This is a genomic window from Chromobacterium sp. ATCC 53434 (assembly GCF_002848345.1).
In the GTDB taxonomy this organism is placed as follows: domain Bacteria; phylum Pseudomonadota; class Gammaproteobacteria; order Burkholderiales; family Chromobacteriaceae; genus Chromobacterium.
In genome coordinates, this window is record NZ_CP025429.1 from 870,372 (window position 1) to 888,355 (window position 17,984).

Consider the following 17,984-nt stretch of genomic DNA (forward strand, 5'->3'; position numbering starts at 1 on the left):
GCCGGATGCCCATCCTACAACCAGCTCAGCGCGTCGCCGCCCTGTGGCCTATCCGGTCGGACGGCCGGGCTGTGGCGCATGGATGAAGGGAGCGGGCAATGGACGAAAAGGATACGACGGAGCAAGAGGGCGCGCCGGATGCCGGCCGCCGCGAGGCCCTGGGCTGTCTGGCCGCCTGGTCCGGCGCGGCGCTGGTGTGGACCATGGCGGGCGGGGTGCCGCGGGCGCGGGCGGCGGGAGAGATGGGCGCCGACGACGGCGGCTTGAGCTTCGTGCAGATCAGCGACACCCATCTGGGTTTCCATCGCGATGCCAATCCCGACGTGCAGGGCAGCCTGCGCCGCGCGATCGCCGACATCAACGCGCTGACGCGGCCGCCGGCCTTCGTCGTGCACACCGGCGACGTCAGCCATCTGTCCAAGCCGGAGGAGTTCGATCTGGGACGGCAGATGTTCAAGGAGATCCGCGTCGACCGCGTCCACACCATCCCGGGCGAGCACGATGCGCTGGACGACGGCGTGTCGGGCTATTTGAAGTTCTTCGACCACGATGGCAAGGGCAGGGCCTGGTACAGCTTCGAGCAGGCGGGCGTCTATTTCGTCGCCTTGAACAATGTGCTGAATTTCTCCACTGGCCGGCTGGCGGCGCTCGGCGACGAGCAGCTGGCCTGGCTGAAGCGCGATCTGGCCGGGTTGTCGCGCTCCACCCCCATCGTCGTGCTGGCGCATATTCCGCTGTGGACCATCTACGAGCCATGGGGCTGGGGCACCGCCGACGCCGACCAAGTGATGGCTTTGCTGCGGCCGTTCGGCTCGGTGACGGTGTTGAACGGCCATATCCATCAGGTGATGCAGAAAGTGGAGGGGCACGTCGCCTTCCATACCGCGCGCTCGCTGGCCTATCCGCTGCCGACGCCGGGCCAGGCCGGATTCGGCGAGCCGGCGCCGGTCAAGGTGCCGGCCGGCGAGCTGGGCAAGCTCTTGGGCACCCGGCAGATCACCGTGCTGCGCGGGCAGAGCGAGCTCGCGATGGTGGACACGCCGCTGGATCACTGAACAAGGAGAAACGGCATGAGCGCATGGACATCAGGATGGTTCTTGGGGATCTGGCTGGTCGCGACGGCGGCGTGGGCCGGGCCGCAGCAGGTGGACATCAGCAAGTTCGCCTTCACACCGAAGGAGGTGACGGTGGCGCCGGGCACCAAGGTGACGTGGGTCAACCACGACGAAATCCCGCATACGGTCTCCGGCCGCGACAAGTCTTTCGTCTCCAAGGCGCTGGACACCGACGACCGTTATGAACACGTGTTCGACAAGGAGGGGGACTACGCCTACTTTTGCGCCGTGCATCCGTATATGACCGGCGTGGTGCACGTGCGCAAGCCCTGAGTCGAGTCCGGACCGGCTTACTTCAAATAGGAGCGGAGCACCTGCAGCACGGCGTCCAGGTCGCGCTGGCGTTGCTCCGGCTCCGGCTCCTTGACCACGTGGTCGGTCAGGTGGCCCTCCATCACCGCCAGCATCAGTCCGTTGACCGCGCCGCGTATCGCGGCGATCTGCTGCAGGATGGCCGAGCAATCGCCGTCGTTCTCCAACTGCTTCTCCAGCGCGGCGGCCTGGCCCTGCAGGCGGCGCACCCTTGCCAGCAGCTTGGCCTTGTCCCGTACCGTGTGCGACATCTCGTGGTTCTCCGTTCTCGATCGGCTGATCTTAGCATGGCAGATACTGGGGGCTAGTATATTGATACTGGGGGTGAGTATAATGCCCCGCATCTTCCCCTATCCGGAAATCGCCATGACTTCGTTCGCCGCCCTGCTGCAGCAGGGCAACGCCTGGCTGTTCCTGCCCAGCGCCGTCGCGCTGGGCGCCTTGCACGGCCTGGAGCCGGGCCACTCCAAGACCATGATGGCCGCCTTCATCGTCGCGATCCGCGGCACGGTGCGGCAGGCCGTGCTGCTGGGCCTGGCGGCCACCGCGTCCCACACCGCGGTGGTCTGGCTGGTGGCGTTGGCGGGACTGCATTTCGGCCGCAACTGGAACGCCGAAACCGCGGAGCCGTATTTCCAGATTGCGTCGGCGGCGCTGGTGATCATGGTGGCCGCGTGGATGATGTGGCGCACCTGGCGCCACAGCCGGCATGGCCATGATCATGGCCACGATCATCATCACGACGGAGAAAGACGTATCGATACCGGGCATGGCGTCGTGACGCTGGAAATTGTCGAGGCCACCGCGCCGCCGCGCTTCCGCCTGGCCGCCGCGGATGGCCGCCGGCTGGCGTGGCGCGCCGGGCAGGCGACGCTGGAGACGGAACGCGCCGACGGTCTGCGGCAGGCTTTTTCCTTCCGCGACGCAGGCGGCTTTCTGGAGTCGGTGGAGGAAATACCGGAGCCGCACGACTTTGTCGCGCGGCTGAGGCTGGGGCACGGCCGCCACAGCCACGACTACGAGGTCGAATTCATCGAGCGCCATCATCACGTGATGGCCGAGCATCAGGGTGTGGACGTGTCCACATCCGGCTACCAGGACCCGCACGAGAGGGCGCACGCCGACGACATCCGCCGCCGCTTCGTCGGGCGGGACGTCAGCACAGCCCAGATCGTGCTGTTCGGCCTGACCGGCGGCCTGGTGCCATGCCCTGCGTCGATCACAGTGCTGCTGCTGTGCCTGCAACTGAAGCAGGTGGCGCTGGGCGCGACGCTGGTATTGTGCTTCAGCGTCGGCCTGGCGCTGACCATGATGGCATCCGGCGTGCTGGCGGCGCTGAGCGTCAAGCATGTGGCCGGCCGCTGGAGCGGCTTCGGCGAATGGGTCAGGAAGGCGCCGTATGCCTCCGGCGCGCTGATCATGCTGATGGGCCTGTACCTGGGCTGGTCCGGCTGGTCGCAGCTGTCCTGAACCGCCGGTCGTGCCAGCGCAGGCGGCTCCCGCGCGGGGCCGCCTTTTTCATTGATATCCGGGGGCCGGATGCGGCCGGCTTGATCTGTATCATGTTTAAAGATGTGCAATATATACATCTTTAAGGGGAGCCGCTACGCTGCATACCGAACGAGCCACAGGGAGGCTCGAAGGAAATGCGGATGAAAAACACGCGAAGACTATGGGGATGGCTGGCCTTGATCTGCCTGCTGTCGTTCTCGGTCCTGCTCTATATGGGCAAGGAAATCTACCAGGCGGCGCCGCCGATTCCGGCCGTGGTGCAGGGCGCCGACGGCAAGACGCTGTTTACCGGCGAGCAGATACGCCGCGGCCAGCAGGCCTGGCTGTCGTCCGGCGGCCAGCAGCTGGGCACGGTGTGGGGGCATGGCAGCTATCTGGCGCCGGACTGGTCGGCCGACTGGCTGCACCGCGAGGCGCTGGCGCTGCGCGAGGACTGGGCCCGGCAGCGTTTCGGCCAGCCCTACGCGCGGCTGGACCTGGGCCGGCAGGGCATGTTGGACGCCGAGCTGCGCCGCGAGATGCGCGCCAACGGCTATGACGCGGCCAGCGACACGCTGACGCTGGGCGTGGCCCGCGCCGCCGCCGCGCGCGCGGTGGCCGGGCATTATCAGGGCCTGTACGGCGCCGATCCGGCCTTCGACAAGCTGCGCGAGCAGTACGCGATGACGGCCGACGCGCTGCCGTCGGCCGACGACCGGCTGGCGGTGTCGGCCTTCTTCTTCTGGTCGGCCTGGTCCGCCGCCGCCGACCGTCCGGGCGAGACCGGCGTGTCCTACACCAATAACTGGCCGCACGAGCCGCTGGTCGGCAACGCGCCCACCGCGGCCAACGGCATGTGGTCGATCGCCAGCGTGATCCTGATGCTGGCCGGCATCGCCGCGATGGTGTGGTACCACATGGCCGCCGGCGAGGGCGAGGCGCCCGCGCAAGTGCCGGACGCCGACCCGCTGGGCCGGCTCGAGGCCACGCCGTCTATGCGCGCCACCCGCAAGTATTTCTATGTGGTGATCGGCCTGTTGCTGACCCAGGTGGGCATGGGCGCCATCACCGCCCACTACGCGGTGGAGGGCCACAGCTTCTTCGGCCTGCCGCTGGCCGAGGTGCTGCCCTGGGTGGTCAGCCGCACCATACACACCCAGTTCGGCGTATTGTGGATCGCCACCGCCTGGCTGGCCACCGGCCTGTATATCGCGCCGCTGCTGTCCGGTCACGAGCCCAAGCATCAGAAGCTGGGCGTGGACGCGCTGTTCTGGGCGCTGATCTTCATCGTGGTCGGTTCCACCGTCACCGGCTGGCTGGGCACGCTGCAACGGCTGGGCACGGACTTCAGCTTCTGGATCGGCAACCAGGGCCTGGCCTACACCAGCATGGGCCGGGTGTGGCAGATCCTGCTGTTCGTCGGCCTGCTGTTCTGGCTGTTCCTGGTGGCGCGCGCGCTGCTGCCGGCGCTGCGCGATCCCAAGACCGAGGGCCGCAGCCTGATCGCGATGCTGCTGCTGTCCGCCACCTGCATCGGCCTGTTCTACGCCACCTCGCTGGCCTGGGGCCAGCGTACCCACTACTCGATGATCGAGTACTGGCGCTGGTGGCTGGTGCATCTGTGGGTGGAGGGCTTCTTCGAAGTGTTCGCCACCGCGGTGGTCGCGCTGATCTTCGCGCGGTTGGGCCTGATCCGCATGGCCAGCGCCAACCGCGCCATCGTGCTGGAAACCATTGTCTTTCTGTTCGGCGGCATCCTGGGCACGCTGCACCATCTGTACTTCACCGGCGCGTCCACTGCGGTGATCTCGATCGGCGCGGTGTTCTCGGCGTTCGAGGTGGTGCCGCTGGCGCTGGTGGGCTTCGAGGGCTGGCAGACCTACCGTCGCGGCGGCGCCGCGCCATGGGTGGCGCGCTACAAGTGGGCCATCCTGTGCTTCGTCGCCGTCGGCCTGTGGAATACCGTCGGCGCCGGTCTGCTGGGCTTCGCCATCAACCCGCCCATCTCGCTGTACTACGTGCAGGGGCTGAACATGACGCCGGCCCATGGCCACGCGGCGCTGTTCGGCGTCTACGGCATGCTGGGCATAGGCCTGATGCTGTTCTGCCTCAGCGGCGTGTCCGATGCCGAGCGATGGGACGACCGGCTGCTGAAGCCGGCCTTTTGGATGCTGAACATCGGCCTGTTCATGATGGTGTTCCTGTCCATTCTGCCGTCCGGCATCTACCAGGCCTGGGCCAGCGTCGAGCATGGCCTGTGGTACGCGCGCTCGCCAGAGGTGGTGCACTCGGCGCTGATGCAAAACCTGGTGTGGCTGCGGGTGCCGGGCGACATCGTGTTCGCGCTGGGCGTGCTGTATCTGGGCCGCTTCGCGCTGAAGCTGCTGGGGAGGCGCCGGGCGGCGGCGGGAGCCGCGCAGCGGGCGTGATCGATCGCCTCGCGAGAAAAAGCCGGACCCGTGTCCGGCTTTTTCTCGTTTCAGAGGATCTTGTACATCAGCGTGGTCGCCTGCAGCGTTTCGCCTCGGGCGTCCAGTGCGTAGCCGGGTATCTGGCCGGCCGTCCGGTAGGCGAGGGCGCGGTATAGCGGCTCGGCCTTGTCGCCGCTGGCGGTGTCCAGCGTCAGCAGGCTGCGGCCGCGCGTGCGCGCCTGCTCCTCCAGTCGGGTCATCAGCGCGCGGGCGACGCCCCGGCGGCGATGGCGCGGGTGCACCATCAGCTTGCACACCTCGGCCCGATGAGGCTGGTTGGGCGGGGTGTCGCAGTCCAGCTGCACGCTGCCGGCCAACTCCCCATCGACGAAGGCGACCAGCAGCGCCCGGTGGCCGCCGGCGACGCCGGGCAGCGTCTTGTCCCGCCAGAAGGCCGAAGCCTGTTCGATGGGAAAGGGCTGCACGAAATGGATGCTGGCGCCGTCGTGCACGCAGGCATGCAGCAATTCGGCCAGCTCCAGCTGCCAGGCTTCGGTTTGGGCGGTGTCGAACAGGGCGATTTCCAGTCTTGGCATGAGCTTTCCTTTGACGATGAACGGCAAGCGGCGGTCCGATCCGGTCGCCGGGCATGCGATGAAGGGAAGCAATCGGCATGCCTGCCGGGGAGGAAGGCCCCGGCCGCGAAAGCTCCGGCGCTCCGGCTTCGCCCACCAGTCTTCGATCGGATCGCTCCCAAAAGCGTCTGGTCAGATCTTAGTGGCTATGAAAAAGTGGTATTTATAAGTTTTTCACTATGGGATGAAGCTATGAAAACCTTTGCCAAAACCGCGGTCTGCCTGGCCATGTCGATGGGGATGTCCGTTGCCGGCGCCGCCGCCATTTGCGATGGCAAGTGGGCCCTTGTCACGACGTATACCTGCGACGGTTCGCCGATGTACAAGATGGCCAAATGCATCCTGGTGGGACGCGACAAGAACCTGGACGGCAAGTGGGACGATGGCGACGAGTTCCAGGTCCGCTTCGAGGACGAGGCGTGGCAGTCTATCGATTACGCGAAGGCCTGCACCGGCGACAACGCCCACTTTTGCGACAAGCCCGAGAAGGCGCAGTGCCTGAAGTGAGCGGCTTCGCCATCGCCGCCTTCAGGCTCGCCGGCATGGCTTGCTTGTCGGCGCTCAGGGATCCGGCGGGCGCGGCAGCGCTTGCGCGCCGGGGATGTCCGGCGCGCCGCGCTGGACCTCGGCCTTCGTGATGACCGGGGCCGCGTCCGGCCGCCAGCTGTTGCCGCCCTTTTTGACCGGCGGCAGCGCCGGGCGGGCAGGGGGCCGCCATGCCGTGATCGGCGTGGCCTGATCGGCTATGGGCGCGATGGGCCGAGTCGGCGGCGCGGCGGCCGGTTTGGCCGTGGTCGGCGGAGCGGGGGGCGTCGCCGCCGGCCATAGCCGCCAGGCGCCGCCGCCGGCCGCCGCGACGGCAAGCAGAACGGCGGGCCAGACGCGGCGCCGGCTCACCAGCCGACCTGGTCGTTCAGGTTCAGGCCGCCGCTGGCCGGCGTCTGCAGGCTGCGGTTGCCGGTCAGGCTTTCCCAGACGACGCTGCCGTCGGCGTTCTTGCGGTAGTACTTGTAGGCGATCTTCTGGCCGGCAGGCAGGTTGACGCCGTTCCGCCACGACGGGTAGGCGGCGGCATCCAGCGGAATGCCGAGGTCGGTGTTCCAGCCGCCCAGCTGGCGCGCGTCGCCGGTGACGTAGAGCTGCTGGCCCCATTGCATGGCGGCGCCGGCGTTGATGGCCACCGCCACCTCGCCGGCCTTGGGCGCGGCGCGGCAGTTGTTGTAGCGCGCGCAGACCACCTGCGGGATGTCGATCACGCGGCCGGCGTTGATCGAGGCCAACAGGCTGATGTATTCGCCCATCGCCCAGTTCAGTGGTCCCATCGACTTGGTGGCGCTGCCCGGCCGGTAGCCGACCGGCGTCGTCACCGCCCAGCCGTCCGGCAGCGTCGCGCTGTTCGACCACACCTGCTCCGGCAGCATGCCTTCCGGCGTGGCCAGCAGCTTCAGCGTGGCGAAGTACGGTTGGCCGGCGCCGCCGGCGCCCTGGCGGGCGATCTCGTACATGCCGCGCTCGGCGGTGAAGATCGGCCACAGCCGGCCGACGCCGGCGCCGTCGAAGTCGCCGCCGTCGTTGTGCTCGCCGTAGCCATCGAAGTTGTAGCGGAACCAGGCGTTGGCCGGCAGCCTGGGCGCGCCGGGCAGCGCCAGATACTGGCCGAGCACGCTGTCGAACACCGATATGGTGTTGACGATGGTCGGGTCGTCGGCGCGCTTGACACCCATCCGCACCAGTTCGAGGAAGCCGCCGTCGACGACGCGGCGCGCGTCGTGGCTGCCGCCGCCGTTCTTGACCGTCAGCGTCTGCGGCGCGTCCGGCCCGGCCGACGGATTGAAGCTGGCGCGGTCGGCGCCGGCGCCCGAGCGATTGGCCGGATTGATCCGGATGTAGTAGCTGCCGTTGCCGAAGCCACCGCTGCTGGTGTAGGTCCAGGCGGCGACGTTCTGCTGCCAGTAGTCGGCGGCGGACAGATAGCGGCCGGCGCTGGCGTCGTCGCCGTTGGCGCGGGCGATGTCGGCGGCGGCCACCAGGCCGGCGATCTCGGCGGCGATGGTGGGCGGCGAGTAGCCGGCATTCTCCTCCCAGCGCTCCTGGTAGCTCCACGGACCGGTGGAAACGATGTAGTCGGCGGTCAGCTTGATCTTGGGCCAGAGCGGATTGGACACCGTAGTGCCCAGCCGCCAGGCCAGCAGGATGGGCATCGCCTGCTCGTCCATCTGCGTGCCCTGCCAGTACGGCCAGCCGCTGATCCAGGCATTTTGCGGAAAGCGGCCGACGCGGCTGTAGCCGGCGGCGCAGCCGGGCGCGTTGTACTCGGCCGCGCCGCAGTCGCTGCGCTGCTGCAGCGTGTTGAACAGATAGCCGACCACCGCGCTCGCGGTGGCGGCGTCGCCGGCGGTATAGAGGGCGTTGGCGAATTTGAACAGGTCGCGCGGCCACACCAGGTGGTAGCCGCCCTGATTGGCGTCGCCCTGGGTCTCGCCCCACGGCGTGCCGATGCCGGCGATCATCGCGCCGTTGCTCTTGTCCTGCATCGTCTTCAGCGTCATCGCCGCCAGATAGTAGCGGTCGTCGGCCAGGCCGCCCTGGGTGGACAGGCCGGCGGCATAGGCATGCCAGGCCTGGTCGTACTGTTGCTGGGCGACGGAGAGGTCGCCGCCCAGCGAGGCGGCTGCGGTGTTGACGGCGTCGCCCTGGCTCTTGCCGAAGCCCAGCACCACGTCGAAGGACACGCTGTTCGCCGTCGGATCGCCCAGATCCAGCCAGCCCATCTGCGCGACATTGCCGTTGCTGGCCGAGCCGTAGGTCCAGTTCATCGCCTGGTCGCCGCTGCCTATCAGATCGGTCCAGCCGTCGCTGTTGCCGACGAAGCCGTTGGACAGCATCGCCTGGCCGTTGACGGTTTTCCACGGCCGGCTGGCCATCAGCGCCGACGCGCGGCTGTTATGACTGGCGGCCAGCGCGTAGCCGCCGGCGGTGGCCACGGTCTGGGCGCTGTTGCCGGCGCCGGCGTTGTCCAGATAGGGCTTGAACAGCGTGTAGACATTGAAGTCGCCGACGGTACGGCCGTTCAGCGCGGTGAAGGTCACGCGCTGCACCAGCGCGTCGCGGGCGGGATCGGCGAAGATGCGCTTGCTGATCCGCCAGTTGTGGCTGTCGTTGCCGGTGCTGGCGATCCAGCTCATCGTGCGCGTGTCGCTCTGGCCGGCGGCGTAGGCCTGGCGTTTTTCCTCGTCGACGAAGGTCCGGCCGGCGTCGCCGACCAGGAATTGCAGATCCACCGATTCCGGCGTGTCCAGCACCGGGTAGTAGACCTCGGACACGATGCCGCGGTAGCCGGTGAAGTAGACGCGGGAAGGGCTGTTCACCGCGGTGCCGACGAAGGACTTGGCGGCCGGACCGCGGACTGGCGCGTCGCCGGGCGCGCCAAAGGCTTCCGCGGCTTGCGCCGCCGGAGCGAACAGGCCGGCGATCAGGATGCCCAGCAGGGCGGGGCGGCTCAGGGACCGATGGGACATGCTTGTTGTCTCCTTGTTATGGCGCTGCTGTTGACGAAGCGTTGAGGCTTGATGTCAATGTAATTTTGTTACGAGAATATACCAAAAAATTTAATCGTCATGAATTGGCCGGTCTCGATTTGGCCAGACGCTCGGCCGCGACGGCGGAAGACCGCGCCGGCAGCCGTCATAAAGGACGGCGACAGCCGTGGGGCGGCGCGTCGAAGCTGTAATTTTGTGACGCCGGTCAAATAAAGATGTATTATTTGTACATCTTTTATCGATCCCCCCGGCTGAAGGGGGATTTTTTCGGCATTAAAAATGTATTTTATAAACATGTTAAGGAGCGCAGCATGCTGAGCGAACAAACCCGATCCCTGGTCAAGGCCACCGTGCCGGTGCTGCAACAGCACGGCGTGGCGCTGACCAGCCATTTCTACCGCCGCATGTTCGAACACAATCCGGAACTGAGGAACCTGTTCAATCAGGGCCATCAGCATTCCGGCCAGCAACAGCAGGCGCTGGCGATGGCGGTGCTGGCCTACGCCCAGCACATCGACGATCCGTCTCCGCTGCTGCCGGTGCTGACCCGCGTCGCGCACAAGCATGTCAGCCTGGGCATACGCGCCGAGCATTACCCCATTGTCGGCAAGCATCTGCTGGCGTCGATACGCGAGGTGCTGGGCGAAGCGGCAGGCGACGAGCTGATCCAGGCCTGGGCCGAGGCCTACGGCCTGCTGGCCGACACGCTGATCGGCATCGAGAACGACATGTATCGCGACGCCACCAACGCCGACGGCGGCTGGAGCGGCTGGCGGCCGTTCCGGGTGGCGAGAAAGGAGGCGGAGAGCGAGGAAATCACGTCCTTCTATCTGGCGCCCGGCGACGGCGGCGCGCTGCCGTCGTTCAAGTCTGGCCAGTACGTGTCGGTCAAGCGCTTCATCGCCGAGTGGGGGCTGAGCCAGCCGCGCCAGTACAGCCTGTCCGACGCGCCCAACGGCGAATATCTGCGGATATCGGTCAAACGCGAGGACGCGGCCGACGGCAAACCGGCCGGCCGGATGTCCAATCTGCTGCATCGCGAGGTCCAGGTTGGCGACGTGCTGGAACTGAGCGCGCCGCGGGGCGATTTCTTCCTGCATGAGGACCGGACCGGGCCGGCGGTGCTGATCAGCGCCGGCGTCGGCCAGACGCCGATGCAGGCGATGCTGGGCAGCTTGCTCGAGCGCGGCGGCCGCGAAGTGCGTTTCCTGCATGCGGCGCGCCACGGCGGCGCGCACGCGATGGGCGCCAGGCTGCGTCAGCTGGCCGAACGCCACCGGCAGTTGCAGATCCATGTCTGCTACGAAACCCCGCGGCGGCAGGACGCCGCCGGTGTCGACTACCATTCCGCCGGCCGGCTGGACCTGGACGGGGTGAAGGGCATGGCGCTGCTGCCGGACGCCGATTACTACCTGTGCGGACCGCTGGGCTTCATGAACGCGCAACGCGACAGCCTGCGTCGCCTGGGCGTGGCCGCCGAACGCATCCACTACGAAGTGTTCGGCTCCAATCCGCAGGCCGATTGAGTCCGGCGATTGAGACGGCGGCGCATCCGCGTTATGCTGCCGCCGACTCTCTGAACTGACTAGAACGCCATGCAACTGACCCGATTCACCGACCTCGGCCTGCGCGTGCTGATGTATCTGACCGGCCAGCAGCCCGGCCAGCTGGCCACCATCCCGGAGATCGCCGAGCGGTTCGAGGTGTCGCGCAACCATCTGGTCAAGGTGGTGCACTTCATGGCGCAGCAGGGCTGGCTGGCCACCACGCGCGGCAAGGGCGGCGGCATGGCGCTGGCGCGGCCGCCCGGGCACTACCGGCTGGGCGAGGTGGTGCGCGCGCTGGAGGGCAAGCCGCAGCTGATAGACTGCGCCGAGCCGCCGTGCGCGCTGAGCCGCGGCTGTCTGCTGAAGGGCGCGCTGGACGAGGCGCTGGCGGCCTTTTTCCTGACGCTGGACGGCTATACGCTGAGCGATATCGTCGCCAGTCCCACAGGCGAAGCCATCATCCGCCTTCACCGTTCGAGCCGCTGATAGCGCCCTGATCCTGCGTTGCGCCTCCTTGCCGTACGATGTGTACTGTCTGCGTCGGCGCGCCTTGGCTCAGGGCGCTATCAGCGGCTCTGGTGCCTGAGTCATTCGGCGTTGCGCCTCCTTGCCGTACGATGTGTACTGTCTGCGTCGGCGCGCCTTGGCTCAGCGCTTTTGTCTGCGGCGCTTGATTCGACATCCGGATTTATGTGTCGGCGCTTAGGCTGTCGCCGGGCCTTTCAGCTCCACGCCGTTGCCGTCCGGGTCGCGCAGATAGATCGACGGGCCGACGCCTTCGGCGCCGAAACGCTGCTTGGCCGGTTCGACGGCGATGCCCAGCCGGGAGAGGTGGTCGCGGATCGCGTCTTCGTCGAACGGTTCCACCCGCAGACAGAAGTGATCGACATTGCTGCCTGACGGCTCGCCTCCGGCCAACAGGTCGATCAGCGCGCTGCCGGCGTCCAGATGCACCAATCCCAGTTTTTCCTGTCTTTTCACCACGCGGCAGCCCAGCGTTTCCAGATAGAAGCGTTCCGAACGGACGGGGTCGGCGACGCGCAGCACGATGTGGTCAATTCCTCGGATGCGAAACGGGATCATGGCATTCTCCGGTGGGGGGATGTTGATATGCTATTTAAATTAATGCTTGATGTTAAATTGTTATTTTTCATGACGTCGATAGCGCCGTAGACGGCGCCGGGACGCTGGGGGACATATGGAGTGGCTGTCCGGCCTGCCGCGTGTGGCGGGCCTGTTCGTGTTGACCGCATTGGCCGAGATCGTCGGCTGCTATCTGCCGTGGCTGGTGTTGCGCGAGGGCAGGCCCTTGTGGTTGCTGATGCCGGCGGCGCTGTCGCTGGCGCTGTTCGCCTGGCTGTTGACCCTGCATCCGGCGGCGGCCGGCCGCACCTACGCCGCTTACGGCGGCGTCTACGTGGCGGTGGCGATAGGCTGGCTGTGGCTGGTGGACGGCGTGCGGCCGGATCGCTGGGACGCGATCGGCTGCGCGCTGGCGCTGGCCGGCATGGCGGTGATCATGCTGGCGCCGCGCGGCTAGGCGGCCGCATCAGGCCGCGGTACGACGCGCCGGCGAGCTGGCGGCGTGGCCGCGTCTGGATGCGTACAGGCCTATTAATCCGGCAGTCAAATACCGTACAGAAAGCTCATGCCGCGTAGCGGATTTTTTCATGCCGGAAGTACGACCGGATTCTGGCCGGCTGCTTCTGCAATGAGCGTAAATGGGACAGCACTTTCCCTTGAAGTTGACCGTCTGATCGAACCGGCTCACCTGCGCTCATTCTGGCCTTCAGGTCGCCGTTCAAGTATTCATCCGGGTTCAGTTCCGGTGAGTAGCTGGGCAGGAAGAACAACTCAATCGCCTTCTTGTTCTCTTCCTCCTCCAACCATGCTTGCACCAGCTTGCTGTGATGCACGCGCAAGTTGTCGAGGATCAAGAACACCTTCTTGCCGCCAGCATCACGGATCAGCCGCATCAGAAACTTGATCAGCACCCGGGCCGTCAAGGTCTCCCGGTACAGCATGAAGCGCATCTTGCCTTGGTTGGTAATGGCCGAAATCAAGTTGATGCGCGCTCTTTTCGATTGGGATAACACCAGAACTGGGGTTTGGCCTTTTGGGGCGTAGCCACGCGGAAAGTGCTCAACACTCGACACCGCCGATTCGTCGCCCCAGCTGATTTCAGCCATTTCCGCTTTGGCACGCGCGACGATAGCCGGGTATTCCTCCTTGAGCCATTTCTCGACTGCTGCCGGTCGCTGCTCATAAGCGCGTTTGAGCGGGCGCTGCGGCGTAAAGCCCCAGCGGGCCAAGTACAGACGGACAGTACGGATCGGCAGATCGATCAGAAACATCTGCTTGATTACAGCCTTGACCGCCTGAGCACTCCACAGGGCAAACCTCAGCTTCATCTGGTCTGGCGTGCGATCCACGATGTCCTGCTTGATCCGGGCTTCCTGCGCCTCGGTCAGCCGACGGCCGGTGCCTTCGGCGCGACCGCGCTTCTGTTCTTTGAATCCCTGCGCACCTAGTGCTGCCTCACGCACCACCCAGGCGGAAATGGTGGGGCGGCGCAGCCCGAGTTCTTCGGCAATACTGGCTTGAGACCGGCCTCGCTTGTACATCCGGATAGCGGTACGCCTCAGCTGCTCACGGGCGGCCAGTTCAAGCTTGCGCACATCGATTTTTTCCATGCCGGAAGTATACAATCTGTACGGATTATTACTGCCGGATTAATAGCAGGATCAGCGCGATGCCGGCCGCTTGAGCCAGCGCGGATTTGCCGCCCGCTCCCGCCAGGCGGTCGATCAGCACGCCGGCCAGCATCTGGCCGGCGATCACCAGCAGCGCCGTTTTCATCGTGCCCAGCCTGGGCAGCGCGAAGCCGTTGAGCGCGACGAAGACCGCGCCGATGACGCCGCCGCACCAGGCGGTCCAGGGCGCGTCCAGCGGCAGGCGAAGCGTTGCCGCGCCGCCGGCCAGCAGCAGGCTGAGGAACAGAAAGCCGCCCAGGTGGTTCCAGAACGAGGCGGTCAGCGCGCCGTCGTGTTGCGCCAGCTTGCCGTTTAGGGACCGGCTGCCGCCTATGCACAGTCCGTTGACGATGGCCAGGGTCATGAAAAGCAACATGTTCAGGCTCCGAAAATCAGGATGGCGCAGCCGGACAGCACCAGCGGCAGCGCCAAGACGTCGTTCAGGCGCAGCGGCCGGCGCGGCATGCCGAACAGGCCGAAACGGTCGGACAGCAGGCCGAACAGCACTTGCCCCGTCATGCCCAGCGCCAGCGTGCCGGACAGCGCCAGCGGGCTGTTGACGGTGATGGCGGCCAGCGCCACCGTCAAGGCGCCGGGCAGGCCGCCCAGATAGGCCCAGCGGGGCGGTCGGCCGCTGTCCGGCCCGGTCTGCCGCAGGGCCAGCCACAGCAGCAGCGCGGCCAGCATGCCTATCGCGTGGGCCAGCCACGAGGCGGTCAGCGGATTGCCGTAGGCGGCGAGCCGGCTGTTGCAGTGAATCATCAGCGCGAGCAAGGCGCCGGCGAGCAGCGCCAGCGCGCCGGGCCCGTGCCGTTTGAACGGCTGGGCCGCGGGATGACGGGAGTGCATGGAAATCCTTCTTGTCTTGAACGAACGCGGCTGGGCCGAATGCCGGAACTGTACATTGTGTCCTGTTGACTGATAATCCGTATTTTTGGAAACTTATTGCGGATAAAAAGTGGACAGTCAGATGGAGCATTTCGCCGCGATACCGATTTTCGTCGCCGTGGTCGAGGCCGGCGGTTTCTCGGCCGCCGCCGAGCGGCTGGGACTCTCGAAGTCGGCGGTCAGCAAGCGCGTCCGGCAACTGGAGGCCGGCCTGAACGTGCGGCTGCTGCAGCGGACCACGCGCAGCCTGAGCCTGACCGAGGCCGGCGAGCGCTATTACGACCGCGCTCGCGGCGCGCTGGCGCTGGCCCGCGAGGCGGAGGAGGTGGCGGCCGGCTTGCAGGGCAGGCCGCAGGGCCTGCTCCGGGTCGCCGCGCCGATGGCCTTCGGCCGGCTGCACCTGTCGCCGCTGGCGGCGGAATTCCTGCGCCGCTACCCGGACATCCAGCTGGACATGGCGATGGACGACCGGATGGTGGACCTGGTGGAGGGCGGCTACGACCTGGCGGTGCGCATCGGCAATCTGCCGGACAACCGCATGGTGGCGCGCCGCCTCGCGCCGTGCCGGGTGGTGGTGTGCGCGTCGCCGGGTTATCTCGCCGAGCACGGGACGCCGGCGCACCCGTCCGAGCTGGCGCGGCACAACTGCATCCATTACTCGTACTACCGCGGCGGCGCCAGCTGGGTTTTCGCCGGGCCGGACGGCGAAATCCGCGTGCAGCCGCGCGGCAATTACCAGGTCAACAACAGCGAGGCGCGGCGTGACGCGCTGCTGGCCGGCCTGGGCATCTGCGAGATGCCCACCTTCATCGTCGGGCCCGACCTGGCCGCCGGCCGGCTGGTGGCGGTGCTCGGCGATTACCCGCTGCCGCCGCACGCCATCCACGCGGTGTTTCCGCAGCGGCGGCTGCCGGCCAAGGCGCGCGCCTTCATCGATTTTCTCGACGAAAAACTGGGCGGCGAGACGCCGGCGTGGGACGACGGCCTGCCGCCGTCTGCGCTGTCATCGAAATACGGGGAACGCCAATGAGCAAACGCTATCGGGCGGCGCTGGTCTGGCTGCGCCGCGATCTGCGGCTGGACGACCACGCCGCCTTCTACCACGCGCTGAAGCACAGCGAGGCGGTCGCGCCGGTGTTCGTGTTCGACGCCGCCATCCTGGACGCGCTGCCGCGCGATGACCGCCGCGTCGATTTCATCCATCAAAGCGTCGCGGCCTTGAAGGCGGAGTTGAACGCGCTGGGCGGCGACCTGCTGGTCCGCCAGGGCCTGCCTGTCGACGAGATTCCACGGCTGGCGGCGGCGCTCGGCGCCGACGCGGTGTTCTGCAACCGCGACTACGAGCCGGCCGCCCGCGAGCGCGACGCCGAGGTGGCGCGGCGGCTGTCTGAAAACGGCGTTGCCTTCCACGCCGCCAAGGATCAGGTGATCTTCGATACCGACGAGGTGCTGACCGGCGCCGGCAAGCCGTTTTCGGTGTTCACGCCGTACAAGAACGCCTGGTTGAAAGCGCTGACGCCGTTCCATCTGCAGGCCTACCCGGTGCGGCGCTATCTGGGTGCGCTGATGCCGCGAACGCCGGAGGCGATGCCGTCGCTGGCCGACATCGGCTTCGCAGCCAGCGATCTGTCCAGCCTGCCTGTTCGGCCCGGCGCGGCCGGCGCCGAGGCGCTGTTCGCCGATTTCGCCGACCGCATCGAGCGCTACAAGGCGCAACGCGACTTTCCCGGCGTCAAGGGCGTGTCCTATCTGAGCGTCCACCTGCGCTTCGGCACCCTTTCCATCCGCCAGTTGGCCGCCTACGCCTGGCACGACGGCGGCGAGGGGGCGATGACCTGGCTGAGCGAGCTGATCTGGCGCGATTTCTACCAGCAGGTGCTGTGGCACCGGCCCGACGTGGTGGAGCGCGCGTTCAAGCCGGAATACGACGCGCTGCCGTTCCCCAACGACGCCGAATGGTTCGACGCCTGGCGCGACGGCCGCACCGGCTATCCGCTGGTGGACGCGGCGATGCGCCAGCTGAACCGCAGCGGCTATATGCACAACCGGCTAAGGATGGTGGCGGCCAGCTTTTTGGTGAAGGACCTGCTGATAGACTGGCGCTGGGGCGAGCGCTACTTCGCCGAGAAACTGCTGGATTTCGACCTGGCGGCCAACAACGGCGGCTGGCAGTGGGCGGCCAGCACCGGTTGCGACGCCCAGCCGTACTTCCGCATCTTCAATCCGGTCAGCCAGAGCGAGAAGTTCGACCCGGACGGCCGCTTCATCCGTCGCTATGTGCCGGAGCTGGCGCGGCTGCCGGACAAGCTGATCCACGCGCCGTGGCTGGCCAGGCCGGAGCAGCTGGCGGACGCCGGCGTGCGGCTGGGGCGCGACTACCCGCAGCCGCTGGTCGACCACGCGGTTCAGCGAGAGTTGGCGCTGGCCCTGTTCAAGCGCTGAATTCGTCCGGCCAGCAGCCTTCGTCCAGCGACTGGCGACGGTAGCGTTCCGGCGAGTCGCCCAGGTGTTTCTGGAACATCGCGATGAAGGCCGACGGCGTCGCGTAGCCCAGCCGCGCCGAGATGTCCTGCACGCTGTCGCCCTGTTTCAGCCAGGACAGCGCCTCCAGCAGCCGCGCCCGGCTGCGCCACTGGCCGAAACTGATGCCCAGCTCGCGCTGGAACAGCCGCGCCAGCGTGCGCTCGGTGCTGAACACGCGCTCCGCCCATTGCTTCAGCGGCGTGGCGTCGGCCGGGTCCCGGCGGATCGCGTCCAGTATCGGCTGCAGCAGCCGTTGCCGGCTGTCGGGCAGGTAGCTGGCCTCGCGGCCGGATTGCAGGATGCGCTGGCACAGCAGCTCGGCCTGGCGGATGTCCCAGGCGTCGGTCGGCACCGTGATCTGGCGCTGGCCGAAGTCGTCCAGCAGCGCGCGCACCAGCGGCGTCTGCTCCAGCAGGCAGGTGGCGGGGGGCAGCCGCGCGGCCAGTTCGTCGCCGACGTAGATCGAGGTGTAATACATCGCCTGATGGATGTAGGCGGCGTGCGGCACCGCCGGCGGCGTCCACAGCAGGTATTGCGCCGTCGCCACCACCCGGCCCTCGTCCAGCAGCAGTTCCATCATGCCCAGATTGATGCGGCTCAGCTGTCCCCAGCGATGGCGATGGCGGGCGAACTCGCTTTTCGGCGCGAAGCGATGGAAACGGAAGGTCAGCGGCATCGGCTCCGACAGGCCATGGTCGCTGGCGAAATAGTCGTCTTGCGCGCTGTCCATATTGTCCGGTTTGCCTCAGTGCTTTGTCTGTTTTGCATTA

19 protein-coding genes are annotated in these 17,984 nt (G+C 67.0%); 10 read left to right on the forward strand and 9 right to left on the reverse strand.

Translation table 11 applies throughout. The features are described 5' to 3' along the window. The first annotated feature begins 98 nt into the window (after nucleotides 1-98). Both CXB49_RS04055 and CXB49_RS04060 read left to right on the forward strand, forming a co-directional pair. Nucleotides 99-1,055: a metallophosphoesterase gene (locus tag CXB49_RS04055; protein WP_101707195.1), complete on the forward strand. Its 957-nt coding sequence runs from the start codon at nucleotides 99-101 to the stop codon at nucleotides 1,053-1,055. Between the two features lie 15 nt (nucleotides 1,056-1,070). Then, entirely contained in the window at nucleotides 1,071-1,388 is a 318-nt protein-coding gene (locus CXB49_RS04060; protein ID WP_101707196.1) for a cupredoxin family copper-binding protein, read from the forward strand. Nucleotides 1,389-1,405: 17 nt separating this feature from the next. Here the strand turns inward: CXB49_RS04060 and CXB49_RS04065 are convergent, their stop codons facing one another. Continuing rightward, complete coding sequence (locus CXB49_RS04065) at nucleotides 1,406-1,678, reverse strand: metal/formaldehyde-sensitive transcriptional repressor (protein ID WP_101707197.1); 273 nt, start codon at nucleotides 1,676-1,678, stop codon at nucleotides 1,406-1,408. A gap of 115 nt (nucleotides 1,679-1,793) precedes the next feature. On the opposite strand from CXB49_RS04065, the gene CXB49_RS04070 reads away from it, so the two are divergent. Both CXB49_RS04070 and CXB49_RS04075 read left to right on the forward strand, forming a co-directional pair. Continuing rightward, nucleotides 1,794-2,897: a nickel/cobalt efflux transporter gene (locus CXB49_RS04070; protein ID WP_101710594.1), complete on the forward strand. Its 1,104-nt coding sequence runs from the start codon at nucleotides 1,794-1,796 to the stop codon at nucleotides 2,895-2,897. Nucleotides 2,898-3,079: 182 nt separating this feature from the next. Next, entirely contained in the window at nucleotides 3,080-5,347 is a 2,268-nt protein-coding gene (locus CXB49_RS04075) for a nitric-oxide reductase large subunit (protein ID WP_101707198.1), read from the forward strand. Nucleotides 5,348-5,397: 50 nt separating this feature from the next. On the opposite strand, the gene CXB49_RS04080 is transcribed toward CXB49_RS04075, so the two are convergent. Next, on the reverse strand, nucleotides 5,398-5,925 hold the full coding sequence (locus CXB49_RS04080; protein WP_101707199.1) for a GNAT family N-acetyltransferase: 528 nt from the start codon (nucleotides 5,923-5,925) through the stop codon (nucleotides 5,398-5,400). Between the two features lie 231 nt (nucleotides 5,926-6,156). Between CXB49_RS04080 and CXB49_RS04085 the strand changes: the two genes are divergently transcribed. Next, nucleotides 6,157-6,471, forward strand: a complete 315-nt coding sequence (locus CXB49_RS04085) for a hypothetical protein (protein WP_101707200.1) — start codon at nucleotides 6,157-6,159, stop codon at nucleotides 6,469-6,471. 54 nt (nucleotides 6,472-6,525) lie between these two features. On the opposite strand, the gene CXB49_RS04090 is transcribed toward CXB49_RS04085, so the two are convergent. Together CXB49_RS04090 and CXB49_RS04095 are read right to left on the reverse strand one after the other, a co-directional pair. Then, on the reverse strand, nucleotides 6,526-6,861 hold the full coding sequence (locus tag CXB49_RS04090; RefSeq protein WP_199406778.1) for a hypothetical protein: 336 nt from the start codon (nucleotides 6,859-6,861) through the stop codon (nucleotides 6,526-6,528). Further along, the gene (locus CXB49_RS04095) at nucleotides 6,858-9,482 is read right to left on the reverse strand and encodes a glycoside hydrolase family 15 protein (RefSeq protein WP_101707201.1); all 2,625 of its coding nucleotides are present in this window, start codon (nucleotides 9,480-9,482) and stop codon (nucleotides 6,858-6,860) included. Before CXB49_RS04095 ends, CXB49_RS04090 begins: the two co-directional genes overlap by 4 nt. A 332-nt stretch (nucleotides 9,483-9,814) precedes the next feature. Between CXB49_RS04095 and hmpA the strand changes: the two genes are divergently transcribed. Beyond that, nucleotides 9,815-11,029, forward strand: a complete 1,215-nt coding sequence (gene hmpA, locus CXB49_RS04100) for an NO-inducible flavohemoprotein (protein WP_101707202.1) — start codon at nucleotides 9,815-9,817, stop codon at nucleotides 11,027-11,029. 69 nt (nucleotides 11,030-11,098) lie between these two features. Beyond that, nucleotides 11,099-11,536 carry an Rrf2 family transcriptional regulator gene (locus tag CXB49_RS04105; RefSeq protein ID WP_101707203.1) on the forward strand — a complete coding sequence of 146 codons (438 nt, stop codon included), beginning with the start codon at nucleotides 11,099-11,101 and terminating at the stop codon, nucleotides 11,534-11,536. A 216-nt stretch (nucleotides 11,537-11,752) separates the two neighbouring features. Here the strand turns inward: CXB49_RS04105 and CXB49_RS04110 are convergent, their stop codons facing one another. Continuing rightward, nucleotides 11,753-12,133, reverse strand: coding sequence for a VOC family protein (locus CXB49_RS04110; RefSeq protein ID WP_101707204.1), 381 nt, complete (start codon nucleotides 12,131-12,133; stop codon nucleotides 11,753-11,755). 115 nt (nucleotides 12,134-12,248) lie between these two features. Here CXB49_RS04110 and CXB49_RS04115 point away from each other — a divergent pair, with 115 nt between their 5' ends. Then, nucleotides 12,249-12,590, forward strand: coding sequence for a YnfA family protein (locus CXB49_RS04115; RefSeq protein ID WP_199406779.1), 342 nt, complete (start codon nucleotides 12,249-12,251; stop codon nucleotides 12,588-12,590). Between the two features lie 106 nt (nucleotides 12,591-12,696). Here the strand turns inward: CXB49_RS04115 and CXB49_RS04120 are convergent, their stop codons facing one another. From CXB49_RS04120 to CXB49_RS04130, 3 genes are read right to left on the reverse strand one after another with little or no spacing between them, the layout of a single operon-like run. Then, a complete protein-coding gene (locus CXB49_RS04120) occupies nucleotides 12,697-13,743 on the reverse strand; it encodes an IS630 family transposase (protein WP_101706528.1) in 1,047 nt (348 codons plus the stop codon). A 28-nt stretch (nucleotides 13,744-13,771) separates the two neighbouring features. Beyond that, nucleotides 13,772-14,179 carry a DMT family transporter gene (locus CXB49_RS04125; RefSeq protein WP_101707205.1) on the reverse strand — a complete coding sequence of 136 codons (408 nt, stop codon included), beginning with the start codon at nucleotides 14,177-14,179 and terminating at the stop codon, nucleotides 13,772-13,774. Nucleotides 14,180-14,181: 2 nt separating this feature from the next. Then, nucleotides 14,182-14,652 (reverse strand): DMT family transporter, encoded by a 471-nt coding sequence (locus CXB49_RS04130; protein WP_101707206.1) that lies wholly within the window; start codon nucleotides 14,650-14,652, stop codon nucleotides 14,182-14,184. A 121-nt stretch (nucleotides 14,653-14,773) separates the two neighbouring features. Between CXB49_RS04130 and CXB49_RS04135 the strand changes: the two genes are divergently transcribed. After that, on the forward strand, nucleotides 14,774-15,721 hold the full coding sequence (locus CXB49_RS04135) for a LysR family transcriptional regulator (RefSeq protein WP_101707207.1): 948 nt from the start codon (nucleotides 14,774-14,776) through the stop codon (nucleotides 15,719-15,721). Beyond that, nucleotides 15,718-17,133: a deoxyribodipyrimidine photo-lyase gene (locus tag CXB49_RS04140; RefSeq protein ID WP_101707208.1), complete on the forward strand. Its 1,416-nt coding sequence runs from the start codon at nucleotides 15,718-15,720 to the stop codon at nucleotides 17,131-17,133. The genes CXB49_RS04135 and CXB49_RS04140 overlap by 4 nt, the downstream gene beginning before the upstream one ends. Here CXB49_RS04140 and CXB49_RS04145 read toward each other — a convergent pair. Continuing rightward, the gene (locus CXB49_RS04145) at nucleotides 17,123-17,944 is read right to left on the reverse strand and encodes a helix-turn-helix domain-containing protein (RefSeq protein WP_101707209.1); all 822 of its coding nucleotides are present in this window, start codon (nucleotides 17,942-17,944) and stop codon (nucleotides 17,123-17,125) included. The two genes, CXB49_RS04140 and CXB49_RS04145, sit on opposite strands and share 11 nt — an antisense overlap. Nucleotides 17,945-17,984 lie beyond the last annotated feature (40 nt).

Bases quoted from the DNA above. Each gene is read 5' to 3' on its own strand.
- CXB49_RS04120 (WP_101706528.1), bottom strand. From the start codon at position 13,743: ATGGAAAAAATCGATGTGCGCAAGCTTGAACTGGCCGCCCGTGAGCAG.
- hmpA (WP_101707202.1), top strand. From the start codon at position 9,815: ATGCTGAGCGAACAAACCCGATCCCTGGTCAAGGCCACCGTGCCGGTG.
- CXB49_RS04065 (WP_101707197.1), bottom strand. From the start codon at position 1,678: ATGTCGCACACGGTACGGGACAAGGCCAAGCTGCTGGCAAGGGTGCGC.
- CXB49_RS04080 (WP_101707199.1), bottom strand. From the start codon at position 5,925: ATGCCAAGACTGGAAATCGCCCTGTTCGACACCGCCCAAACCGAAGCC.
- CXB49_RS04075 (WP_101707198.1), top strand. From the start codon at position 3,080: ATGAAAAACACGCGAAGACTATGGGGATGGCTGGCCTTGATCTGCCTG.
- CXB49_RS04115 (WP_199406779.1), top strand. From the start codon at position 12,249: ATGGAGTGGCTGTCCGGCCTGCCGCGTGTGGCGGGCCTGTTCGTGTTG.
- CXB49_RS04085 (WP_101707200.1), top strand. From the start codon at position 6,157: ATGAAAACCTTTGCCAAAACCGCGGTCTGCCTGGCCATGTCGATGGGG.
- CXB49_RS04140 (WP_101707208.1), top strand. From the start codon at position 15,718: ATGAGCAAACGCTATCGGGCGGCGCTGGTCTGGCTGCGCCGCGATCTG.
- CXB49_RS04135 (WP_101707207.1), top strand. From the start codon at position 14,774: ATGGAGCATTTCGCCGCGATACCGATTTTCGTCGCCGTGGTCGAGGCC.
- CXB49_RS04095 (WP_101707201.1), bottom strand. From the start codon at position 9,482: ATGTCCCATCGGTCCCTGAGCCGCCCCGCCCTGCTGGGCATCCTGATC.
- CXB49_RS04105 (WP_101707203.1), top strand. From the start codon at position 11,099: ATGCAACTGACCCGATTCACCGACCTCGGCCTGCGCGTGCTGATGTAT.
- CXB49_RS04145 (WP_101707209.1), bottom strand. From the start codon at position 17,944: ATGGACAGCGCGCAAGACGACTATTTCGCCAGCGACCATGGCCTGTCG.
- CXB49_RS04055 (WP_101707195.1), top strand. From the start codon at position 99: ATGGACGAAAAGGATACGACGGAGCAAGAGGGCGCGCCGGATGCCGGC.
- CXB49_RS04125 (WP_101707205.1), bottom strand. From the start codon at position 14,179: ATGTTGCTTTTCATGACCCTGGCCATCGTCAACGGACTGTGCATAGGC.
- CXB49_RS04110 (WP_101707204.1), bottom strand. From the start codon at position 12,133: ATGATCCCGTTTCGCATCCGAGGAATTGACCACATCGTGCTGCGCGTC.
- CXB49_RS04130 (WP_101707206.1), bottom strand. From the start codon at position 14,652: ATGCACTCCCGTCATCCCGCGGCCCAGCCGTTCAAACGGCACGGGCCC.
- CXB49_RS04060 (WP_101707196.1), top strand. From the start codon at position 1,071: ATGAGCGCATGGACATCAGGATGGTTCTTGGGGATCTGGCTGGTCGCG.
- CXB49_RS04070 (WP_101710594.1), top strand. From the start codon at position 1,794: ATGACTTCGTTCGCCGCCCTGCTGCAGCAGGGCAACGCCTGGCTGTTC.